Origin of the sequence: Streptomyces sp. NPDC014623, from assembly GCF_043088245.1 — a bacterium.
Lineage (GTDB): Bacteria > Actinomycetota > Actinomycetes > Streptomycetales > Streptomycetaceae > Streptomyces.
On record NZ_JBIBZU010000002.1, the window covers coordinates 337744 to 358079 of the forward strand.

The window sequence follows — 20336 nt, forward strand, 5'->3', positions numbered from 1 at the left end:
CCTCGGGGCCTTCTCGGCGGATCCGGCGAGGAGGAAGGAGCCGCCGGGACGGTCAGGGGTTCCAGAACACGGTGGTGAACACGCGCTCGAAGCGCCGTGCTGCCAGGTCCTCGCGCTGGATCACCCAGTGGACGGTGGAGCCCTCCCGATTCCTCACGTGCCTGCCGGCGTACCAGTCGGCGAGGAGCACCCAGTCGGCGGCGCCGGCCGGGACCGGTCCGTCCCAGCGGCCCGCTTCCACCGCGTCCGCGGCGGTCGAAGCGGCGATGTCGACCGGGTCGAACTCGACGGCCTCCTCGTCCGCGTACCCCCCGATCTGCAGCGGCCCCGCCGGGGCGATGCCGTCCTGGGTGTTCTCCCAGATCTCGACGAGTTCCGAGCAGTGGGGGTGCCCCGGGAGGTACACGGCTTCCCGTTCTCCGGGGGGAACGACGAATTGGTGATACGGGAGCGATACGTCGACGCTCGCCCGCAGCGGGCCTTGTGGGTAGCTCGCGAACAGTTCGTGGTACTCGTCGTTGTCCCGGGCGTTCCAGGAGCGTGTGTCCCGTCGCGTGACGGCTGCGCCTGCCGGGACATGGACCACGCTGCCCACGGGCCGGCCGTCGCCGGGCTCCGGCAGGGCGAAGAACAACAAGTGGCCGTCGGGTGGCAGGGGCAGATCCGTCGCGTCGGCCGGCAGTGCCGACAGATCGACAGAGGCGACAAAGGGGTGTGCGGGATCCGGGATGTCGGCCGGAAGCAGAAGAGGGCCACCGAACCGTCCCGCCACAGGACCGGCCTCGTCGCCGGCCGGCGTCAGCGTCGTGCAGGGGCGGGCCATGGCCAGCCACCGCTCCACGTCGTCGGCCGGTATGCCTTGTGCCGCGGCCTCTTCACGGAAGGGTCCGAACCGAGCCCGCATCTCAGGTGTCATGGGTGGACCGTAGCGGAGGGCGTTCAAGGCGCGGATGCGGGCATGTCCCGTGAACGGATGGTTCGTTGGGGGGACTGCCGAGAAGAGGAACAGGCCGCCGAAGGGCCGTGTCCGACGACCTGCCGTCACGATCACGGCCACCGGGAACGACGTCCCGCCGATCGGTGACGCGGGCTTCGGGCACGGCGGTGACATCGCCGGCCACGGGACCGGGACGGACATCGGCGTGCGGCCGGCCCGCACCGAATCGGCCCGGTGCGCCGCCGGGCGCCTCACCTGGCGGTCGGCGGCCCGCGACCGGGTGACCGCCCGCACCCTCGTGCAGGAGATCCGCGCGAAGGCGCCCGGGCACGTCGCACCGGTCTCCCTCGACGGCCCCCAGCTGATCCCGGAGCGCCTGACGAGGAGTTACGTGAACCACGGCCACCACCTTCACATCCGCTCCGGGCAGTCCGCCGCAGGTACCGGAGCACCGCACCGGCACTCCGGCGCCTTGCGTGCCCGTATTCCTCAACAGGGATGCCGGAAGCGCGAGTTGTCGTCGTCCTGGTTGTCAGACCCCCCTGCGAGAGTGTGTTCCGCCTCCCCGGTCCGGCCGTCGTCCCCGCCGGACCGGGCCAGGCAGGTGAACCCGTCGCACGACCCGATCGCAGTGGAGCGCCCATGCCCGGTACGACCGTCCCCCGCCCGACCGAGTACGCCGTCGGCGTCTCCGACGTCCTCCCGGCCGTCTTCGACACCGAGGTCGGTGTCGAAGGGCAGTGGCACAGGGCCCCGCGGCTGGCGGTCCGCCTCGACCGGGGAGGGCCGTCCGGGCAGGGAGAACCGTCCGAGCCGGTGGAGCTGGCCTGGCGGTCCGAGGGCGGCGCGGAGGCGACCGTCGTGTTCGACGAGGAGATGAAGTCCTTCCACGGGCACCGGCGCACCGTCGACGGGACACTGCAGGAGTACCGGGGGACAAAGCACCCGCACCGGCCGGCCGCCGACGAGATGGCCCTTCACCCGGTGCGTGTCTTCACCACCGAGGAGGAGAGTGCGCACGGCCCGGCGGCCGAAGGCGTGCTGCGCCTGGTCCTGGACGACGGTGGGGCCCCTGCCGAGCGGGTCACCTGGCGCGACCGGCGGGGCACCTTCATATCCGTGGCCCTGCGGACCGTGCCGTCCGCCGGCGGCACCGTGGCGGTGAAGGTGGACGAGGTGGTGGCGAGTGACGAGCACCCCGAGGCCGGTGAAGTCGCCGAGAACCTCCTCACGGCAGGGCCGGACAAGTGGCTGGGCTGGGACGAGGCCGTCACCCTGGACCTCACCCCGGCCGAGCCGGTCGCCGTCACCGCCTACACGCTCACCTCCGGGAACGACTGCCGCGACCGCGACCCCCGGAGCTGGAGGCTCCTGGGATCGATGGACGGGATGACGTGGTACACCCTCGACTCACAGGTGGACCAGGCCTTCTCCGAGCGCTTCCAGCAACGCACGTTCCCCGTGGTCAACTCCACGGCGTACCGGGTGTACCGGCTCGACATCAGAGGCAACTGGGGTGGGCTGCCCGAGACGCAGCTGAACCAGGTGCGGCTGCTCACCGCGGATCAGGACGGAATCGTCGGCGCCGTCGTGCCCGTCTCCGAGGTCACGGCCAACGACGAGTACCACGCCGCCGGGGAGGTGGCGGCCCAGGTGCTCCACTCCGGCGAAGGCAAGTGGCTCGCCCGCACCAGGCGGGCGTGGTTGCGGTTCGACCTCCCCGAACCGGCCGCGGTCTCGGCCTACACGCTCACCTCGGCCGACGACCACTGCGCGCGGGACCCGAAGGACTGGGTGCTGGAGGGGTCCCTCGACGGAGAGAGCTGGGTGCCCCTCGACCGCCGCGCCGACGAGACGTTCGCCGGGCGCTTCCTGGTGCGCGAGTTCGCCCTCGCCTGCCCGGCGGCGTATCCCCACTACCGGCTGCGCGTCACCGCGAACGAGGGCGATGCCGGTGAGGTCCAGCTGAACCGGGTGCAGCTGCTGGTGAAGAACGACGGCCGTTTCCCCGCCCCCGGCCGGTTCTCCGGGTTCCTGCGGCACGGCGACGGCCCCGCCGTCGGCTACCGGGGCAGGAGCAGCACCGGGGAGACGGAGCTGACCGATCCGGACGTGGCGGACGACAAGGTCACCGGCGCACTGGTGTCGAAGCTGGAGGAGCTCACCCGGGCGATCGAGACACTGTCCTCCCAGCTCCGGAACCGCTGACTTCCCCCGCTCCCTCGGTGGCGTGGCGTGGCCTCGGCCGGGCCGGTCACGCCACCCCCGCGCCGGCGGGCCGCCGTCCGCGCCGGCCCCCGGCCGGCACCGCGCACGCCCTCCCGTGCCGCGCACGCCCGCCTGTGCGCCTGGCTGCCGCATCACCGTGTCCGCTCACCACGAAGCTCACCCGGCGAGTGCGGACTGTGGTATTCGTATGGCGCGCTGTAATCGGTTGCTCTAGAGTCTGGCGCCTCACAGCAACCATTTCGCCGCAACTCGCGGCTTCGACGAGGGATCGGGGCCACCTTGACGGTTCCTGCTCAGCCGAACCCACCTCCAGGCCCGCCGGCTCCTGGCGGCCCGTCGCAGCCGTCCCTCAACCGGTACTCCCGTACCGGGACCACCCGCCTGCTCTGCGCGGGCCCGTATCTCCAGGCGCGTTTCCGGCGCCGTGTCGTGGAGGAGCTGGTCGAGCACGACGGGAGGGCGGTGGCGCCGTCGACCGGGGTGGACGTGGTCCCCGTACTCGCGCACGCGTTACGGGCCCGCAGGCTCGAACTGCAGGCCGGTGGCTTGATCGCGCTCCTGTGGACGCTGTTCTGGCTGGCCGACCTGTTCGGGGACGGCTTCGGCTGGATGACCTCCTGGAGTCTGGCCGACGCGTACGGTCAGAGCTATACGGAACGGCACTTCTTCCTCCTGACCGATCTGTTCGAGGAGGGGGACAACGTCCGGCGCTATCCGGGCTCCGGTGTCTGGGCGCTGAACTACGCGATCATCAGCGGACTGCTGTGGCTGGTCCGGAACGTGTCGGGGCGCGGCACAAGCGTGTACTCACTGGACGGCCTGCTGCCCCAGGGCGACGGCTGGGCGCGGTTCCTGCCTTTCGCTCCCCGGATTCTGCTGGCCCTGTACTGGGCCGCGGCGCTCGCCGCCGTGTGGAACGCCTCCGCGAACTGGATGGCCGTGGTCTTTCCGCTGCTGCTGGTGATTCCCGTGTGGAGGCATCGCAATGCGGTGGAGGCGGTGATGTGCGACCGACTCGGCGCCGAGGTGTTCGAACAGCTGCCCCGGGAGGAGCTGACCGGCCCCGAGTGGCTGCGGGAGACCGGCCTGGCCATCGACAGGGAGCAGAACTCGGGGATCGTCCTGTACGAACCGGCGCGGCCCTTCGTCGGGTCCGGCCGCGCCCTGAAGCCCTGGTCCCTCGTGATGGATCTGCGCCGCAGACCGGAAGCCGGCTCCGAGCCGCTCACCGCCGCCGGGGTGCTGAACTGCGTACGGGAGCGGCTGGCGGATCTCGGCCGGCTTCCGGAGCCCCCGTCCGGTCTGGACCGCCTCAGGGATGTGGAGATCGACGAGCTGGTCTACCTGCCGTCCGGGCCCCCGAGGCACGAGGTCGACCACGGGGAGAACGCGACGGCGACGCACCGGCTCGCGTCGATCGGGGAGGGTGGCGAGGCCCGGCGGCATTTCCTCCGGGTCCGGGTCAGCGCGTGGGAGCACCAGGTGGTGGTCTCCGTACTGGTCCGGGTGCACACCCAGGGCGAGTTGCTGGTGCTGGAGGTGGTTCCGCACGTACTGGACCCGCTCAAGCCGGAGTTCGGGCTCGTCGACGCCATCGTCGAGCGGGGCCGCGCGTATCCGGCGATCGCGGCGTGGCGGGCCCTGCTGACGGCTCCCGCCGCCGGAGCGGCGGCGGCCTTCTCCGCCGCACGTTCGCTGGAGGGCGCGGTCCGCTGGGCGCAGCGCCGTGCCGGACGCGTGGGCACGCCGGGAGCCCCTGCCGAGGGAGCCGCGGCGTCCGTGCGCGAACTGGCCTCCGTACAGGGCGATTCACCGCTCCAGCGGATGGATGTCAGCCGCTACCTGAGGACGGTCCAGGAGCGCATCGGTACGGGCGCGCTCCAGGCGCTGAGCGAGAAGGGCCATGACACCGGGCAGTTGGAGCAGCAGATCGTCCAGGTGAGCAACGGCGGCGTCTTCATCGGGACGATGAGCGGCGGTGCGGTGGCGACGGGCCGAGGCGCCAGGGCGCGGGCCGACGGAGCGCTGCAGCAGGTCCTGGGCCGTGGCGACGGCCGGTGACGGTCCGGCGGGAAGCGTCTGATGAGCCGTGGGGACCGTGGGAACGGCGGACGAGAGAGCAGGGGAGCAAAGACATGGGCGGAAGTGGCGAGGCGGGGCGTGCGGACCGGGAGCCGGGCGCCGGCGAGGAACCGACCGGTGCCGAGCCGGCGGGTGCGGATCCGGCGGGCGGCATCGTCGTCGGCGAGTTCGACGGAGGGGCCGTCGCGGCCGGGCGGCGGGCGGAGGCCGAGGACGCCGGCAGGCGGATCGGCCGGCCGCGCGGCGCGGACCTGCCCCCGCCGCCGGTCGTGGCTCCGGTCCCGGGTGGCATCGCCATCGGGCGGATGACCGGCGGTGCGGCGGCGTCGGGCCCCGGTGCGCGGTCCACCGACCGGTCGGAGCGGTTCGTCGAGGCGACGCCTCAGCTGGTCGACGCCCTGAAGCTGTTGCGTGGCGAGTCGGGTGAGCTGCGCACGGAGGCGGCCGAGGCCGAGCGGGACGTCCAGGCCACCGGCGGGGTGGGAGCAGGCCGGCTGCGGCGGCTGGCGGCGCTGGCGGGCCGGGCGGCAGGGTCCGTGGGCGGGCAGACGGCTGCCGGGGTGGCCGCCGGGGTGATCACGGGAATGCTGCCATGAGGGGGTGGGACGCCGGGGGACAGCGGTGGCAGCCGTCCCCGGCTCCGGACACCGGCCGGCCGCAGGCCGTGGAGCGTGCTCTGCGGGTCGCGGCCGTCGCGCTGGCGGTGGCTGTGGTGGGCACGGTGGCTTTCGGCGGCGGACGGCTGCTGTTCCGCGACGACGAGGCGCAAGGGGTCGAGGCGTCCGCGGAGGCCACCCCCGGCGGGACGGACACCACCGGAACGGCTCCGGCCGCCGGGGCGACCGGGGAGGGTGACGCCGGGAGCGGGACCCCCACCGCCGAGGAACCGCCGCCCGGCTTCGTCGCCGAGGAGGACACCGAGGGCTTCGGCGTGCAGGTCAGGGAGGACTGGCAACGCTGGGAGGACCCACGCCCGGAGGGCGACGTCGTCTTCTACGAGACGGACGACGGTGAGGGTTTCCTGCAGGTCTACCGGATCTCCGAGCCGGGCTACACGCCGTACGACGCCTTGGAGGAGACGGATCGGCTGGTGGGCAAGGCCAACGGGTACGAGCGTCTGAGACTGGAGGAGCCGGACCCCGCCGACGGATCGCAGGCCGCTGAACTGGAATACCGCGTGCCACGCGACAACGGGACGGTCAGGCATTCGCTGCTCCGGGCGTTCGTCGCCGAGGACGGAGTGCCATGGGTGGTCCTCGTCGCCGGGCCCGAGGACGAATGGGACACCACGTACGCGGAGGCGGCCTCGGTCGCGGCCGCCTCGTTCTGCCCGCAGGGCTACTGCCCGGCCACCCCCTGAGCCCGTGCGCCGCCCGGCGGCCCGGGAACGGCGGCATGCCCGCCCCCGCCCCCGCGCCTCACAGCCAGCCGTGCTCCCGGGCGATGCGGGCCGCGACGTGGCGGTTCTCCGCGCCCAGCTTCACCGCCGCCGCCGAGAGGTAGTTGCGGACCGTTCCGCTGGACAGCGAGGCGCGGGCGGCGATGTCCGCGACCGGGGCGCCGTCCTCGGCGTACGACAGGAGTTCCGCCTCGCGGGGCGTCAGGGGTGATTCGCCCGCCGCGATGGCGTCGGCCGCGAGTTCCTGGTCGACGTAGCGGCCGCCGGTGTGGACGGTACGGATGATCCGGGCCAGGTCGTGTGCGGACACCGTCTTGGGCACGAAGCCGCGCACCCCGGCGCTCAGCGCACGCTTCAGGGCTCCCGCCCGGGCGTGGCTGGTGACGATCATCGCGGCGCACCCGGGCACGGCGTCCCGCAGGTGTACGGCGACGGCCACGCCGTCGAGGCCGGGCATCTGGAGGTCGAGCACGGCGACGTCGGGGTGGTGCGCCCTGGCCATGGCCAGGGCTTCGTCGCCGGTCCCGGCCTGCGCGACGACCGTGATGTCGTCCTCCAGGGTGAGGAGGGAGGCGAGCGCGCCCCGGATGAGGTGCTCGTCGTCCGCCAGCAGGACCCTGATCATTCGCCGTCCTCCCAGGGGACACGTGCGGTGAGGCGGAAGTGTCCGCCGGAATCCTGTCCGGCGGTCAGTGTGCCGTTCAGTCCGGCCAGGCGTTCCTTCAGCCCGGCCAGGCCCGTGCCGGTGCCGGGGGGTGCTTCGGACCCGCCGTCGTTCTCCATCACCAGCAGGGCCTCGGCCGGTCCCGCTGTGCGCAGGGACATGGTGCAGCGGGAAGCGCCCTGTGCGTGGCGGAGCACGTTCGTCGTCCCCTCGCGCACCACCCAGCCGAGGGCCGACTGCACGTCGGAGGGCAGGCGGGCCGCGGGGCCGTACTCGATGCGGCAGTCGATGCCCCCGGCCTCCAGGACGGAGCGCGCTCCGGCGAGTTCGGTGTGCAGGTCGGCGGTGCGGTAGCCGCGGACCACCGAGCGGATCTCCCGCTGCGACTCCCGCGCGATGCGCTGCACCTCCACCATGTGCTCGACGGCCTCGGGCCGGCCGCGCTGCGCCAGCTGTGCCGCGAGTTCGCTCTTGAGCGCCACGACCGCGAGGTTGCGGCCCAGTACGTCGTGCAGGTCGCGGCCGAAGCGCAGGCGTTCCTCGGCGACGGCCAGACGCGCCTGCGTCTCGCGTGCGGCGGCCAGTTGCTCGATCAGCCGGACGCTCCAGGCGGAGGCACGGGACGCGAGGGCCATGAAGGGCACCATGACCACGGTGGCTCCGGCGACGAGGGCCAGGGACGGCCCCGCCAGCCCTGCCGCGAAGGCCCCGGTCAGGCAGCCGGCCGCGACGGCCGCCAGGAGCGCCGCTCCTGCCCTCAGCGGCAGCGCCAGCGCGGGCGGTCCGGCGAAGAACATCAGCAGCCACACCATGAGGGACGCCAGGTCGCCGCCGTCGATACGGCCGGACGACAGGAGCCCACAGCCCAGGACCGCGATGGCCACGGTCACCGCCGTGTACACCACCGTGAGCCGGACGGGCCGTGGGCCGACGGTGAGGTAGTGGTCCAGCGCGGCACGCCAGAGCAGGAACTGGAGGAGGGCGTGTACCGCGCCCAGCGCGGCCACGGTTGCCGACGAGAGCGGGCCGGTATCCGTCTGCGCCACCCAGACGGCCCACAGGCCGGCCTCGCTGACGGCGAGGAAGCCGATGCTGCCCAGGGCGTACCGGCGGTAGCGCTCAGGGCCGTCCCGGCCGCCGAGCCGCTCCACCCAGTCCTCCACGCTCATGCTCATGCTCATGGACACCGACTTCCCGCATCTGACGGCTCCCCACCCGGCAGCCGTCGTGTTCAGTGGCGCGGTCCCCAACGGAACCACCGCCGCACACCGGCGGCCGCCGCCGCCGTCCACGCCAGGGCCACGAGCAGCGCGCGGACCTGGTCCATGGCGCCGAGGTCGCCCGTCCAGCCGCCGCGCACGAGATCCATCACCGGGGAGAAGGGCAGCCAGGCGCTGATCCCGGCCACCGCGTCGGGCAGGACCTCGCGCGGCACGAAGAGCCCGGAGCCGGCCATGCTCACCATCATGAACGGCAGGAACGTCAGCTGAGCGCTCTCCGCCGTCCGGGTGAAGGCGGCCGTCAGCGCGGCCCCGATCACGAGCAGCGCCACACCCGCGAGCAGGCCGACGACCACCAGGTGCGGGGCTGCCGGTGCGGGTGCGTCCAGGACCGCCGTCAGTCCGACGGCCAGCAGCACGCACTGCACCAGCGCCAGCACCACCGCGGGCAGCGCGCCGCCGGCGAGGATCTCCCAGTCGCGCACCTCCCCCGTGCGCAGCCGCTTGAGCACCAGGCTCTCGCGGCGCGTGACGTACACGCCGACCAGGTTGGTGTAGACGGAGAAGAACAGGGCCATGGCCAGGGCTCCCGGCAGCAGGACGGTCGCGATCGCCAGCCCGGTGCCGCCCAGGTCGAGGTTCTTGACCATGCTGCGCATCGAGAAGGCCATGAGGGCCGGCAGGGCGACCGCGGTGAACAGGGCTGCCCGGCTGCGCAGGAGCAGGGTCAGCTCCGCGCGGCCGAGGGCGGCCATGCGGGCGGCGGGGCCGCGCCGTACGGGCCCGGTGGTGGTCGCCGGCCGGGCGGGGGCGGTGGTCGTCATCGTGACTCCTCGTTCTCGAGGCCCTTGGCGATCTCCATGAAGGCCTCTTCCAGTGATGCGGACCGGGCGTCGAGGGCGTGCAGCGTGACGCCGGCGTGGTGGGCCCAGGTGAGCAGTTCGGTGGCGGTGCGCTGCAGGTCCCGGGTCTCCAGGAGGACGGTCCCGTTCTCGGTCGTGTGCCGGGTCACGCCCATCGCCGCGAGCGGCGGGAGTTCGCCGAGGAAGCGGTCCCGGGGCAGCTGGAAGGTGATCCGGGAGGGGCGCTCGGCCACCACGTCGGCCACCCGCCCGGTGGTGGCGATCAGCCCCTTGTGCATGATCGCCAGCCGGTCGGCGAGCTGTTCGGCCTCCTCCAGGTAGTGCGTGGTGAGCAGCACGGTCGTGCCCTGGAGCTTCAGCTCGCGGATCAGGTCCCAGGTGTCGCGGCGGGACTGGGCGTCCAGGCCGGTCGTCGGCTCGTCGAGGAACAGCACCTCGGGCCGCCCGAGGAGGGCCAGCGCGAGGTCGAGGCGACGGCGTTCGCCGCCGGAGAGCTGCTTGACCCTCACCTTGCGCCGCTCGGAGAGACCGGTCAGTGCGAGGGCCTCGGCGGCGGGGCGGGCGCCGCTCGTGCAGCCCGCCCACATCTGCACGGTCTCCAGGGCCGTCAACTCCGGCGGGAAGCCGCCTTCCTGGAGCATCACGCCCATGCGGTGGCGTACGGCGGCACGGTCACGGAACGGGTCCCGGCCGAGCACCTGGACGGTGCCGCCGGTGGGCAGGGCCTGGCCCTCCAGGAGTTCGAGTGTGGAGGTCTTGCCGGCACCGTTGGTTCCCAGCAGGGCGAAGAGCTCTCCGCGGCCGACCGTGAAGTCGATGCCGCGTACGGCGTCGAAGTCCTGGTAGCTGCGTTTCAGTCCGACGGTTTCGATGACGGTGTCCATGCGTTCCACACTCCCGTCGGAGCGGGTGCGGGGGCAGTACGCTCTGTCATCGGCTTCGTATGACACCTGTCATACGGACCCATGACGTACCGCGCTGCCCAGGGACCCGGCACCGGGAGGGCGTGGAGGACCCGGACGTCACCGCTGGGCCCGCCACCGCACGGCTGCGAAAGCAGGAAATCCCCGGCCCGCAATTGCGGACCGGGGATTTCCTCACGTATATTGAGTGTTTCTGTGTGCCCACAGAAAAGGCCCCTCACCGGGGGCCACTAGAAACACCATATCCGGCTGGGAGCGATTTTGTCAACTCGCGAAAACGTCGAATTGCAGAAGGAGCAGGAATTCATCGACCGGCTCTACGACCGTGTCGACACGCTGCGCGGGGTCACCGCACAGCACGTCGAGGACGCGTTGACGCCGGTCGGGAACGGCCTGCAGGCCCGTCACGAGCGTGATGTGCTCGTCGCCGAGCGCTCCGGTCTGCTGGCGGCCCTGAACGCGGTGGACGGCTCGCTGTGTTTCGGCCGCATCGATCTCCAGGACGGCGCGGCGCACCATATCGGCCGTATCGGAATTCGTGAGGACGACACCGAACACACGCCCCTCCTGATCGACTGGCGGGCGCCGGTCGCCCGGCCTTTCTATCTCGCCACCGGGCATACGCCGATGGGGCTGCGCAGGCGCAGGCACCTCACCACCGAGGGCCGCACGGTGACCGAGCTGCACGACGAGATCCTCGACCTGGGGGACCGCGAACGCAGCGGCTTCGAGGACCCGAGCGGTGACGCCGTGCTGCTCGCCGCGCTGAGCTCGGCCCGCACCGGCCGCATGGGTGACATCGTGCGGACCATCCAGGCGGAGCAGGACCGCATCATCCGCGCCCCGCACCGGGGTGTCCTCGTCGTCGAGGGTGGTCCCGGCACCGGCAAGACGGCGGTGGCACTGCACCGGGCGGCCTTCCTGCTGTACGAGCACCGTGAGCTGCTGGCCAAGCGCGCGGTCCTGGTCGTGGGCCCCAACCCGGCCTTCCTGCGCTACATCGGCGAGGTGCTGCCCGCCCTCGGCGAGACCGGCGTCATGCTCGCCACCCAGGCCGAGCTCTTCCCCGGTGTCCACGCCCACGGCACGGACACCCCGCGCGCGGCAGCCGTGAAGGGCGGCGCCGCGATGGCCGAGGCGCTCGCCCTGGCCCTGCGCGACCGGCAGGCGCTGCCCGAGCCCGGCGCGCCGGTGATCATCCCGCACGACGACGGTGACCTCGTCCTCGACTGGGAGATCGCCTACGAGGCCCGGCAGGCGGCCCGCGAGACCCGGCTGCCGCACAACCTCGCCCGGCCGTACTTCACGTTCCACGTCATCGACGCCCTCACCGCGCAGCTCACCGAACGCCTCGGCGCGGACCCGTACGGCGGCCCGAACTTCCTCGGCCCGGACGACGTCGCCCAGCTCGGCAAGAGCGTCGCGGCGAGCGAGGAGGTGCACGCCGCCGTCGGGGACCTGTGGCCGCTGCTCACCCCCGAGGAGTTCCTCGCCGGCTATCTGGCGGAGCCGGTGTACGTACCGGACGAGGACGCGGAGGCCATCCGGCGCGCTCCCGGCGACGGTGACCCGGCGTGGACCCCGGCCGACGTGCCGCTCCTCGACGAGGCGGCCGAACTGCTCGGGTCCGACGACAGCGCCGAGCGGGCCGCCGCCGAGGCCGAGCGCCAGGAGCGGGTCGCCTACGCGCAGGGGGTCCTGGAGCTGTCCCGGGGCTCGGAGTCGTACGAATTCGAGGACGAGGAGTCCGAGTTCCTGGCCGCCCACGACATCATCGACGCCGAGCGGATGGCGGAGCGGCAGGAGGAGGCCGACCACCGGAGCGCGGCCGAGCGGGCCGCCGCCGACCGGACCTGGGCGTTCGGCCACATCATCGTCGACGAGGCGCAGGAGCTGTCGCCGATGGCCTGGCGGCTGCTGATGCGCCGGTCACCGACCCGTTCGCTGACCCTGGTCGGCGACCCGGCGCAGACGTCCGAGGAGGCGGGCGTCGGCTCGTGGGAGCGGATCCTGGAGCCGTACGTCGGCGACCGCTTCGAGCATGTGCGGCTGAGGGTCAACTACCGTACGCCCGCCGAGATCATGGAGCTGGCGGCCAGGGTCGTACAGGCCGAGGACCCGTCGTTCGAGCCACCCGGCTCGGTGCGGTCCACCGGCGGGACACCGTGGACGCGGGACGCCGGCACGGATCTGGCGGGCGCGGTGGCGCGGGCCGTCGAGGAGCTGACGCCCGAGGAGGGACGTCTCGCGGTGATCGCGCCGCGTGAGCTGCACGAGGAGATCGCGGCTCCGCTCGACGGGGTCACCGCGGGCGCAGAGCCCGACCTCACCCGTCCCGTGGTGCTGCTCGGCCCGCGCGAGGCGAAGGGGCTGGAGTTCGACCACGTGCTGGTCGTCGAGCCCGGCCGGTTCGGGACGAGCGACCTGTACGTGGCCCTGACCCGCGCGACACAGCGCCTGGGCATCGTCCACCGGGAGGAGCTGCCGGAGCCGCTGCGCTGAACTGTTGCACCGGGTGATCACGCTCCGGTGCTCCTCACAGGAGAACGCGTCCCCTGCGCACCCGCCTGTGCGCAGGGGACGCGTTCGGCGGGTCAGTCGCAGAAATGGCCCCACGAGTTGTCGGGGCGCCAGGTCTTCTCGCCGGTGGACGCCCCCTTCCAGCTGAAGGTCGCCACGACGCCGAAGGTCGACTTCGGCCAACTGCACGGATTGACGGTGGTGGTGCCGGCCAGGTCCTCGGTGCCGTGCCAGCCGTCGCCGTCCTTCGCGGTCCTCATCGTCACCCAGCCATTGCCGCTGAAGCGCTGGAGCTTCACGTCGGTGACCTTGACCTGGTAGCTGCCGCCACCGGCGACGTCGGTGATCTTCGCCCGCGCCCGGTAGGTGTCGGCGGTCTCGTCCCACCAGACGGTGGCACACCGCTTGACCTGGGTGCCGTAGCACTCCCACGCGCTGTCCGCGGATGCCGGCGCAGGAGTGAGGACGATCGACGCGCCGAGCGTCCCGGCGGCCAACGCGCCGATGGTGGCGGACCGGCCTGCACGCTTGAGCCCCATGAACATCCTCCCGTTGGGGTCAGTGATTCCGGGAACCGTATCCACCAATTCGCACCAGCTGGACAGACGTGCGAAGCGGTCGCATGGCTGTGACGAAGTCAGGATGCGGTTCCTCTTCCCCCACGGCTCCGGCGACGGGAGCGGCTGAAGGGCCCGGAGCTCGGGAAGCGGGACCCGGGAGCCGGTCCGGCCGGTTCACACGTTCGGGGGGCCGGAATCAGCGCTCCGCCCGACGCCCGGGCTTCGGGGTCCGGGCGTCGGGACCCGGGAGCCGGGAGCCGGGATTCGAGCGGTGCCTTTTGACCGGCAGGGAAAGAAGGGGGTCAGGGAAGACCTCCCCGACCTCCCCGACCCGTCACGGCCAGCAAGTATGACTAATCGTGACCAAGTTGCGGCGGAGCGTGGCGACTGTTTACGGTGCGGGAACCGAACGACCCCGACGCGGTGTAGAAAGCACCAGGCCGGGGTCTCACCGCACGATCGAAAGAAAGTCGATCCCGTGGTTATCCAGCAGGTTAGCTCCGCCCCGCGCACCCCCGCATCCTCGCGCCCGTACCCGATGGCCAAGCCCGGTTACGGCAAGCGCTCCATGCCTGGCCAACTCCCCCGCAGCGCGGATGACTTCGCCCTGCTTCCTGCCCGCGAGCGGTACATCGCCGGGTTCATCGACCATCTGCCCGACGGCGCCTCGATGGACGTCAAGAGCCTCGCCAAGCAGCTGCCGCTGTACGGCCAGCAGGCCGTCGGCTCCGCCCTGAGGGCACTGGCCACCGCCGGGCACCTGCGCCGCGTACGGTGCCTCGTCGGCGAGCCGGGCCAAGTGCGCTGGGTGTCGCGGACGTTCTGGTCGCGCACCGCCCGCGACAACGAGTGGTGGGCCACCACCGGGGTCACCCCGGCGCCCACCGCGGAAGTCCCCGCACCGGCGCCCCTGGCAGCCACCGCAGAGGCCCCTGCCCCGGTGCCCGCCGCCTCTCCCGCACCCGCCGTGCCCCCGCAGCGGTCCCCGGCTCCCGCCGCGCCCTCCCCCGCCTACCTCGCGCTGGCACGGCTCGGCCGCGCGGACTCCCGGCTGGCCCTGTCCGCCGCCGACTGCGCGGCCCTGGAGGCCCTGGCCGCCGAATGGTTCGCACGCGGCGTGGACACCGGCTACCTCACGCAGGCCCTCACCGCCGGGCTCCCGCCCCGGGTCGGCTCGCCGGTCGGCTTCGTACGCCGCCGCCTCACCGACAAGATCCCGGCGCACGTCCCCGCCGCGCCCGCTCCGCCCGCACCGGGCGCGCCCGTGCACCGCGTGATGCTGGAGTGCACCAAGTGCGGCACCCCGGGCCGCCCGGAAGCCCTCCCCGACGGCCTCTGCCGCCCGTGCCGCACACCCGGGCAGGGCGACACCGCCCCTGAGGCCCCTGGCGGCCGGCCCAGCGAGGAGGATGTCCGTACCCTCACCGCCGGACTCAGGGACCTGCTCAAGTCACCCTGAGCAGAGGGCAGTCACCTCTCGGACCGATCAGGCGTACGAGTTCACGCTGACCGGGCGGGTCCCGGTGTACGGCGTCCACCCCTGGAGGGTGGCGGGCAGGCCCACGCGGCTGTTGCAGTCGATCACCTGGAAGTGCAGGTGCGGCCCGGTGGAAGCGCCCGTGCTGCCCGACCAGCCGACGATCCGGCCCTGCGGGACCCAGTCGCCCGGCTCGTAGAACGACCTGTTCAGGTGTGCGTAGTGGGTGCACTGACCGTTCGAGTGCCGGATGATCACCTCGATGCCGTTCTGCCAGTACGGTGACCAGTTCGAGATGACGATGGTGCCCGCCTGCGCCGCGGACACCTCGTAGTCGACGGGGAGCCCGAAGTCCCAGGCGTACTCGTTGTAGGGGCCGGTGTGCGAGTACGTCCCCTCCGGCCCCTGGGTGACCGTGTAGGCCTCACCCGCCGGGTAGGGAAGCTCGTAGTAGTAGTCCACGGCAGCGGCCGGGGACGCCCCCGTCATCGTGATGCCCACCGCCGTCAGTAACGCACTCGCCCCTGTCGCCACGCGGCGCAGGACCCTCTTCTTCCCGCCCATGTGCGTCTCCGTTCGTGTGTCACGAGCATCGGACTCCGCGTCCCGTCCGGGGCGGAGGAGTGCCAGGATCCGGCCCCGGACGCCCTTCCTTCAAGGGCCGCCGGGCCCAGGCCCGGGCCCTCCGCCACCTCACCCGCTCTGCCGCCACTGGGCCCCGCACGGGGCCTCAGGGCCCTTGACGAACTCACGGCCGGCCTCCCCGTGTTCACGAGGTGAGCGTCGAAGGACCCGGCGAGGGGTGCCGTGAGGGCTGGTGGACGCCGCCGGAAGGCGGGCCGCGCACCGCCTTCCGGCGGCGTGGCGGCCGTCGCGGCAGGCGGACTCGGCGGCTTCGCCCGCCGCGGCACCACCGTGCCGGGAACACCGCGGCGGGCCGTCTCGTTGATCTGGGGCCCACTGCTCCGAGCCGTGAACCGAGGGAGTACCGAGTACCTTGCCCGACACCTCGTCCACCGTCACCACGCCCCCTCTCCCGCCTCTCCCTTCGATCGCCGCCCAGGCGGAACGCCTGATCGGGCTCGGGGTGCACGAGCTCGCCCGGATACCCGCCGATGACCTGCGCGCCTTCGCCGTGGCCGCCGGCCCCGGAAGCGACGGCGCCCTGCTGGCCGTGCACCCGGACCGCGTCCCGGCCTCCGCCCTCGCACCGCTGCTGCGCCGCGACGACAAGTCCGGCTTCGTCGTCACCGACATGCCCGACGTCGACCTGTTCGCCCCCACCGCCGTGGAACCGCCCGACGCTCCGCTCTACCTCGTCACCGGCGTCGACCGCGGCGACCACATGGCCAACTGGAGCCCGGAGGAGGCACTGCCCGCCCTCGGCGGGGAGGACCGCACCCCGCTGCTGCTCACCGAGGGCATCCACTGGGTGCTCCAGCAGCCGGCGGCCCTCGAACGGAACCGCTGCTTCATGACCATCGGGTCCCGGCTGCGTAAGGCGAACGGCACCATGGACGCCCGCACCCCGGCGATCTGGATCAGCAACGGCACGGGGCGGGACGGCCGCGAGCGGCGCAACGCGCCGAAGGTCGGCTGGTGCTGGTGGGGCAACCGCCACACCTGGCTGGGCTTCGCCTCGGCCACGGGCCGCAGGAGCGAGTAGCCCACCGCACCCCACCGCAACGGGCACAGGACGCCGGGTCCCGCAGGGCCGTTCCTTCCTGACGTGAGGAAGCGAAGGAGCCCAGGAGGCCGGACCGGCTGAACCGGGCCGTGGAGCACCTCGGGTCCCCCCTCGACCAGCCGCTCGACGTGGCGGGCCCGGCGCGCGTCGCGATGACGTCGGAGTGCCGCTTCCGGCGGATGTCCTCCGCACGGGCGGGTCTCCCGCTGCCGGAGTACGTCCGGCACAGACGGCTCACCGTGGCGGGCGCCGAGGTGCTCGCCGGTGACCGGCGCCGCGGTGCCCGAGGACATGGACGCCCTGGACGTCCCCGCGGGCACACGGGCCGTCTTCGAGCACTCGGGTCCCTTCCCGCAGGCGCTCCAGTACCTGTGGCGCGACGTGTTCACGCAGTGGTTCCCGCCGGATCCGTACGGGAGCAGGCCGGGCCCGAGATCCTCAGCGTGCGGCTGTCCGGGGACGGGACGCAGGCGGACGCGGCGCTGCGGATCCCCGTGGAGCGGTCCGCCGTCTGAGGGACGCCCGGACCGGTCAGTGGTCCCGCCCCAGCTTCTCCCGGATCCAGGCGAGACCGAAGTCCAGGACCTCACCGGCCTCGAACAGGTAACTGTCGGCCGCGCCGACCCTGCCGTGACGGCCGATCCCGGCGGCCAGCATGTCCCGGGCGATCGTCTCGAAGGGGTCCTGGCCGGCGGGCGTGACGGCGGAGTAGTCGAAGGCCCCCTCCGAGGAGTCGATGTCGCGGAAGCGGCGCCAGACGCGCCGCCCGCCGTCGAGGACCGGCTGCTCGTACTCCACGAAGCGCTTGCCGGGCGCGTCTGCGAGCGCCTCGGCGTGGTGCAGCAGGGTGAGGGTCTCCAGCGGCGCACCGAGCATCAGCACCCGCCCGCCCAGGGCGACCAGCCGGGCCAGCGGGCTGCCCGGCCCGTGCGGGTCGTCCCACGGGTGATCGGCCGTCAGCGCGGTGGCCGCCGCCCCGAGCGCGGCGAAGCTCACGTCGGGGTGCCGGCTGCGGACGGCCCCCGGCCAGCGGCGCAGCGCCTCCGGAAGGCGGCCGTTGTCGTGGTCCGCCTCGCTGAGCACCGGATCGTAGGCGGGGTGCCCGGCCCGTACGGCGTCCTGCCACGGCTGCGGCCAGTCGGTGAAGCCGTACGGCGGGGCGTCGTTCCAGCCACAGGTCACCATCAGGGTCCCCCGCTCCCCCACGGCCCGGAGCAGGGCCCCGACGACGGCCGGGGGGCCGCCGGCGACGTATCCGATGGCGGACATCCGCGTATGGAACATCACGGTGTCGCCCTCGCCGAGACCGAGCGCGGTCAGATCGCGGACGAGCCGTCCGCAGGTGACGGGGCCGTCGCCGCGCGCGAGCAGGGCGGCCTCGTCCGGGGGTTGTTCATCCATGGGCCGACGTTATCGCCCGTGCGCCGAGGAACGCCCCCGCACGGAGAGCCGTTGGCCTCGGGCTGCCACGCGGACGGAGAACGCCCCAGGTGAGCGGCGGACTCCTCGAAAGCGAACTCCTCGGAAAAGGGAGAGGACCGACGCAACCCTGCCCGCGTCTCATGAGTCACACGGGAGTCACCTGCTTCACCTGTTCCCCTTGCTCCGGAAGGGCTCCGTACCCTGTGATGACTCGTAACCGGCTGACCGCGCTGGCCGCGACGGCCGCACTCGCCGCCGGTGGCGGCCTGATCACCGCCACCCCGGCCTCCGCGGCCGTCACCTGCGCCTCTCCTCTCTGGACGGCGCAGTACTTCGGCAACACCACCTTCAGCGGCACGCCGAAGCTGACCGCCTGCGACTCCGCCATCGCCGAGAACTACGGGTCCGGCGACCCGGCCGGCGTCAGCCTGCCCAAGGACAACTTCTCCGTCCGCTGGTCCCTCACCCGGGACTTCGGATCCGGTGGCCCTTTCCGGCTCTCCGCCGCCACCCAGGACGGCATGCGCGTGTACGTCGACGGCGTGCGGAAGATCGACCTGTGGAAGAACGTCTCCACCACCGCCCGCAAGACCCTCGACCTGACCCTCCCGGCCGGCAAGCACACGCTCCGGGTGGACTACGTCGCCTGGACGGGCGTCGCCAACGCCGGGTTCACCTACGCCCCGCGCACCGAGGCCGCCGTCGACACGGTCAAGCCGCTCGCCCCGGCCGGCCTCACCGCCGCGTACGACCGGGTGACCGCGAAGACCACCCTGCGCTGGACCGCGAACAAGGAGCTGGACCTCGCCGGTTACCGCGTGTACCGCCGGCTGAGCCCCACCCAGTGGGCGAAGGTCAGCGGCTCGTCGCTGCTCACCTCCCCGTCCTTCGTGGACGCGACGCCCGCCACGGGCCAGACCTTCCTGTACGAGGTCCGCGCCGTCGACAAGGCGGGCCGCGAGTCCACCGGCAGCCTCGACGTCACCGCCACCGGCGTGGACCGCACCGGCCCGGCCGCACCGGCCGGTCTCACCGCCACCGGCGACGCGTGGTGGGCCACCGTGGCCTGGCAGGCAACCGCCGACGCCGCGAAGTACGAGGTGTACGCCGCCTCCGCGGCGACCGGTCCGTTCGAGCTGCTGGGCACGACGACCACGACGTCGTACCGCACCGACGCGCCCGTGAACACCACCCGCCACTACCGGGTCCGCGCCCTCGACGCGCTCGGCAACCCGTCGGCGTACGCCGCCGTCACCGGCGACGGCGTCGACCGGACGCCGCCGAAGCCACCGGCCTCCCTCAACTCCGTCGTCCGCGTCGGCTACACCGACGTGTACTGGCAGCAGCCGGACGGCTTCTTCGAGGACTTCGACAACGGAGGGGGCTACCGCGTCTACCGCTCACCCGGCAAGACCCCCGACCCGGCCGCCCTCACCCCCGTGAGCTGCGCCGAGGGAAGCGACGAGACCAGCACCGGCGGCGCCTGCCACGACCTCGACATGCCCGAGGGCACATACGTCACGTACGCGGTCACCGCGGTCGACCCGGCCGGCAACGAGTCGGCGCTGTCCGCCCCGCTCGTCGTCCGCACCGGCGACCGCGTGGCGCCCGGCCCGGTCACCGGCGTGCAGGCCGCCCCGCGCGCCGACGGCGTGCTGGTCAGCTGGGCGGCCTCGACCGAGGACGACCTCGAGCGCTACGTGGCCTGGACCGGAGCCCGGCAGGCCGACGGCACGGTCAAGTGGCTCAGCTCCACCTCCTGCCGGGAGGGCACGAGCGACCCGCTCGCGATTCTCTGCGGCGGCCTCCCGGACGGGGAGACCCACGTCCACGCGGTCGTCGCCAGGGACCGCTGGGGCAACGCGCTGTCCCCGGGCGACCCGAAGGTCACGGTCGTCGAGGCCACCGAGCTGGATCTCCGCCCCTCCGTGACGGTCCCCCGGGACTGGGAGCTCGGCGGCGTCGGCAACGGCACCGTGATCGGCGGGCCCACCGAGGACGGGCCTTCCGTCAACTGGCGGTGCGACAGCACGGCCGAGTGCGACACCGTCGAGGGCTACCGGATCAGCCGGTGGAACGCGGCCACCAAGGCGTACGAGCCGCTGCACACCGGACTGCTCCCGGTGGACACCCGCGCCTACACGGACACCACGGCCGCGCGGGGGACCACACACTTCTACGCGCTGCAGGCGGTGCGCGCCGACGGCAGCGTCGCGGGCACGCACGTGTGGAACTGCGTCTTCCAGGACCGGGTCTGACCGGCGGCGTCTCGCCGGGTCGCGGCTCCGCATCGTTCACAGGCACTCCACGGACTGCGGGAACCGCGCCGCGTGGTCCGGCCGTCCTCACGGCC

General features: G+C 72.9%; 16 protein-coding genes and 1 pseudogene. 9 read left to right on the plus strand and 8 right to left on the minus strand.

Annotated elements, in window-relative coordinates; genetic code table 11:
• Nucleotides 1-52 precede the first annotated feature (52 nt).
• Nucleotides 53-916, minus strand: coding sequence for a DUF1963 domain-containing protein (locus ACF1FZ_RS05560; RefSeq protein ID WP_391772068.1), 864 nt, complete (start codon nt 914-916; stop codon nt 53-55).
• 663 nt (nt 917-1579) lie between these two features.
• Here ACF1FZ_RS05560 and ACF1FZ_RS05565 point away from each other — a divergent pair.
• The 4 genes from ACF1FZ_RS05565 to ACF1FZ_RS05580 all read left to right on the plus strand — a co-directional run bounded on the left by ACF1FZ_RS05565 (nt 1580) and on the right by ACF1FZ_RS05580 (nt 6608).
• A complete protein-coding gene (locus ACF1FZ_RS05565) occupies nt 1580-3145 on the plus strand; it encodes a coagulation factor 5/8 type domain-containing protein (RefSeq protein WP_391772069.1) in 1566 nt (521 codons plus the stop codon).
• Nucleotides 3146-3445: 300 nt separating this feature from the next.
• Nucleotides 3446-5227: a hypothetical protein gene (locus ACF1FZ_RS05570; RefSeq protein WP_391772070.1), complete on the plus strand. Its 1782-nt coding sequence runs from the start codon at nt 3446-3448 to the stop codon at nt 5225-5227.
• 74 nt (nt 5228-5301) lie between these two features.
• Entirely contained in the window at nt 5302-5844 is a 543-nt protein-coding gene (locus ACF1FZ_RS05575; protein ID WP_391772071.1) for a hypothetical protein, read from the plus strand.
• Nucleotides 5841-6608 (plus strand): hypothetical protein, encoded by a 768-nt coding sequence (locus ACF1FZ_RS05580; protein WP_391772072.1) that lies wholly within the window; start codon nt 5841-5843, stop codon nt 6606-6608. The genes ACF1FZ_RS05575 and ACF1FZ_RS05580 overlap by 4 nt, the downstream gene beginning before the upstream one ends.
• A 58-nt stretch (nt 6609-6666) precedes the next feature.
• Here ACF1FZ_RS05580 and ACF1FZ_RS05585 read toward each other — a convergent pair whose 3' ends face one another.
• Genes ACF1FZ_RS05585 through ACF1FZ_RS05600 form a run of 4 tightly spaced genes read right to left on the minus strand, consistent with a single transcriptional unit; the run spans nt 6667 to nt 10278 of the window.
• Nucleotides 6667-7272 carry a DNA-binding response regulator gene (locus tag ACF1FZ_RS05585; protein WP_391772073.1) on the minus strand — a complete coding sequence of 202 codons (606 nt, stop codon included), beginning with the start codon at nt 7270-7272 and terminating at the stop codon, nt 6667-6669.
• A complete protein-coding gene (locus ACF1FZ_RS05590) occupies nt 7269-8492 on the minus strand; it encodes a sensor histidine kinase (RefSeq protein WP_391772074.1) in 1224 nt (407 codons plus the stop codon). The genes ACF1FZ_RS05585 and ACF1FZ_RS05590 overlap by 4 nt, the downstream gene beginning before the upstream one ends.
• Before the next feature lie 50 nt (nt 8493-8542).
• A complete protein-coding gene (locus ACF1FZ_RS05595; RefSeq protein ID WP_391772075.1) occupies nt 8543-9355 on the minus strand; it encodes an ABC transporter permease in 813 nt (270 codons plus the stop codon).
• Entirely contained in the window at nt 9352-10278 is a 927-nt protein-coding gene (locus tag ACF1FZ_RS05600) for an ABC transporter ATP-binding protein (RefSeq protein WP_391772076.1), read from the minus strand. The genes ACF1FZ_RS05595 and ACF1FZ_RS05600 overlap by 4 nt, the downstream gene beginning before the upstream one ends.
• A 324-nt stretch (nt 10279-10602) precedes the next feature.
• Here ACF1FZ_RS05600 and ACF1FZ_RS05605 point away from each other — a divergent pair, with 324 nt between their 5' ends.
• Complete coding sequence (locus ACF1FZ_RS05605) at nt 10603-12819, plus strand: HelD family protein (protein WP_391772217.1); 2217 nt, start codon at nt 10603-10605, stop codon at nt 12817-12819.
• 92 nt (nt 12820-12911) lie between these two features.
• On the opposite strand, the gene ACF1FZ_RS05610 is transcribed toward ACF1FZ_RS05605, so the two are convergent.
• The gene (locus ACF1FZ_RS05610) at nt 12912-13376 is read right to left on the minus strand and encodes a hypothetical protein (RefSeq protein ID WP_391772077.1); all 465 of its coding nucleotides are present in this window, start codon (nt 13374-13376) and stop codon (nt 12912-12914) included.
• Between the two features lie 499 nt (nt 13377-13875).
• Here ACF1FZ_RS05610 and ACF1FZ_RS05615 point away from each other — a divergent pair, with 499 nt between their 5' ends.
• The gene (locus ACF1FZ_RS05615; protein ID WP_391772078.1) at nt 13876-14856 is read left to right on the plus strand and encodes a MarR family transcriptional regulator; all 981 of its coding nucleotides are present in this window, start codon (nt 13876-13878) and stop codon (nt 14854-14856) included.
• 27 nt (nt 14857-14883) lie between these two features.
• Here ACF1FZ_RS05615 and ACF1FZ_RS05620 read toward each other — a convergent pair whose 3' ends face one another.
• Nucleotides 14884-15438 carry a M23 family metallopeptidase gene (locus ACF1FZ_RS05620; RefSeq protein ID WP_391772079.1) on the minus strand — a complete coding sequence of 185 codons (555 nt, stop codon included), beginning with the start codon at nt 15436-15438 and terminating at the stop codon, nt 14884-14886.
• Between the two features lie 433 nt (nt 15439-15871).
• On the opposite strand from ACF1FZ_RS05620, the gene ACF1FZ_RS05625 reads away from it, so the two are divergent.
• On the plus strand, nt 15872-16540 hold the full coding sequence (locus ACF1FZ_RS05625; protein ID WP_391772080.1) for a DUF5701 family protein: 669 nt from the start codon (nt 15872-15874) through the stop codon (nt 16538-16540).
• Nucleotides 16541-16638: 98 nt separating this feature from the next.
• A pseudogene (locus tag ACF1FZ_RS05630) lies at nt 16639-17076 on the plus strand (GyrI-like domain-containing protein).
• Between the two features lie 16 nt (nt 17077-17092).
• On the opposite strand, the gene aac(3) reads toward ACF1FZ_RS05630, so the two are convergent.
• Complete coding sequence (aac(3), locus tag ACF1FZ_RS05635; protein ID WP_391772081.1) at nt 17093-17962, minus strand: aminoglycoside 3-N-acetyltransferase; 870 nt, start codon at nt 17960-17962, stop codon at nt 17093-17095.
• 227 nt (nt 17963-18189) lie between these two features.
• Here aac(3) and ACF1FZ_RS05640 point away from each other — a divergent pair, with 227 nt between their 5' ends.
• Nucleotides 18190-20241 (plus strand): PA14 domain-containing protein, encoded by a 2052-nt coding sequence (locus ACF1FZ_RS05640; RefSeq protein ID WP_391772218.1) that lies wholly within the window; start codon nt 18190-18192, stop codon nt 20239-20241.
• The last annotated feature ends 95 nt before the right edge of the window (nt 20242-20336 follow it).

Bases quoted from the DNA above. Each gene is read 5' to 3' on its own strand.
- ACF1FZ_RS05565 (WP_391772069.1), top strand. From the start codon at position 1,580: ATGCCCGGTACGACCGTCCCCCGCCCGACCGAGTACGCCGTCGGCGTC.
- ACF1FZ_RS05560 (WP_391772068.1), bottom strand. From the start codon at position 916: ATGACACCTGAGATGCGGGCTCGGTTCGGACCCTTCCGTGAAGAGGCC.
- ACF1FZ_RS05620 (WP_391772079.1), bottom strand. From the start codon at position 15,438: ATGGGCGGGAAGAAGAGGGTCCTGCGCCGCGTGGCGACAGGGGCGAGT.
- ACF1FZ_RS05590 (WP_391772074.1), bottom strand. From the start codon at position 8,492: ATGAGCATGAGCATGAGCGTGGAGGACTGGGTGGAGCGGCTCGGCGGC.
- ACF1FZ_RS05575 (WP_391772071.1), top strand. From the start codon at position 5,302: ATGGGCGGAAGTGGCGAGGCGGGGCGTGCGGACCGGGAGCCGGGCGCC.
- ACF1FZ_RS05585 (WP_391772073.1), bottom strand. From the start codon at position 7,272: ATGATCAGGGTCCTGCTGGCGGACGACGAGCACCTCATCCGGGGCGCG.
- ACF1FZ_RS05610 (WP_391772077.1), bottom strand. From the start codon at position 13,376: ATGGGGCTCAAGCGTGCAGGCCGGTCCGCCACCATCGGCGCGTTGGCC.
- ACF1FZ_RS05580 (WP_391772072.1), top strand. From the start codon at position 5,841: ATGAGGGGGTGGGACGCCGGGGGACAGCGGTGGCAGCCGTCCCCGGCT.
- ACF1FZ_RS05595 (WP_391772075.1), bottom strand. From the start codon at position 9,355: ATGACGACCACCGCCCCCGCCCGGCCGGCGACCACCACCGGGCCCGTA.
- ACF1FZ_RS05600 (WP_391772076.1), bottom strand. From the start codon at position 10,278: ATGGACACCGTCATCGAAACCGTCGGACTGAAACGCAGCTACCAGGAC.
- ACF1FZ_RS05640 (WP_391772218.1), top strand. From the start codon at position 18,190: ATGACTCGTAACCGGCTGACCGCGCTGGCCGCGACGGCCGCACTCGCC.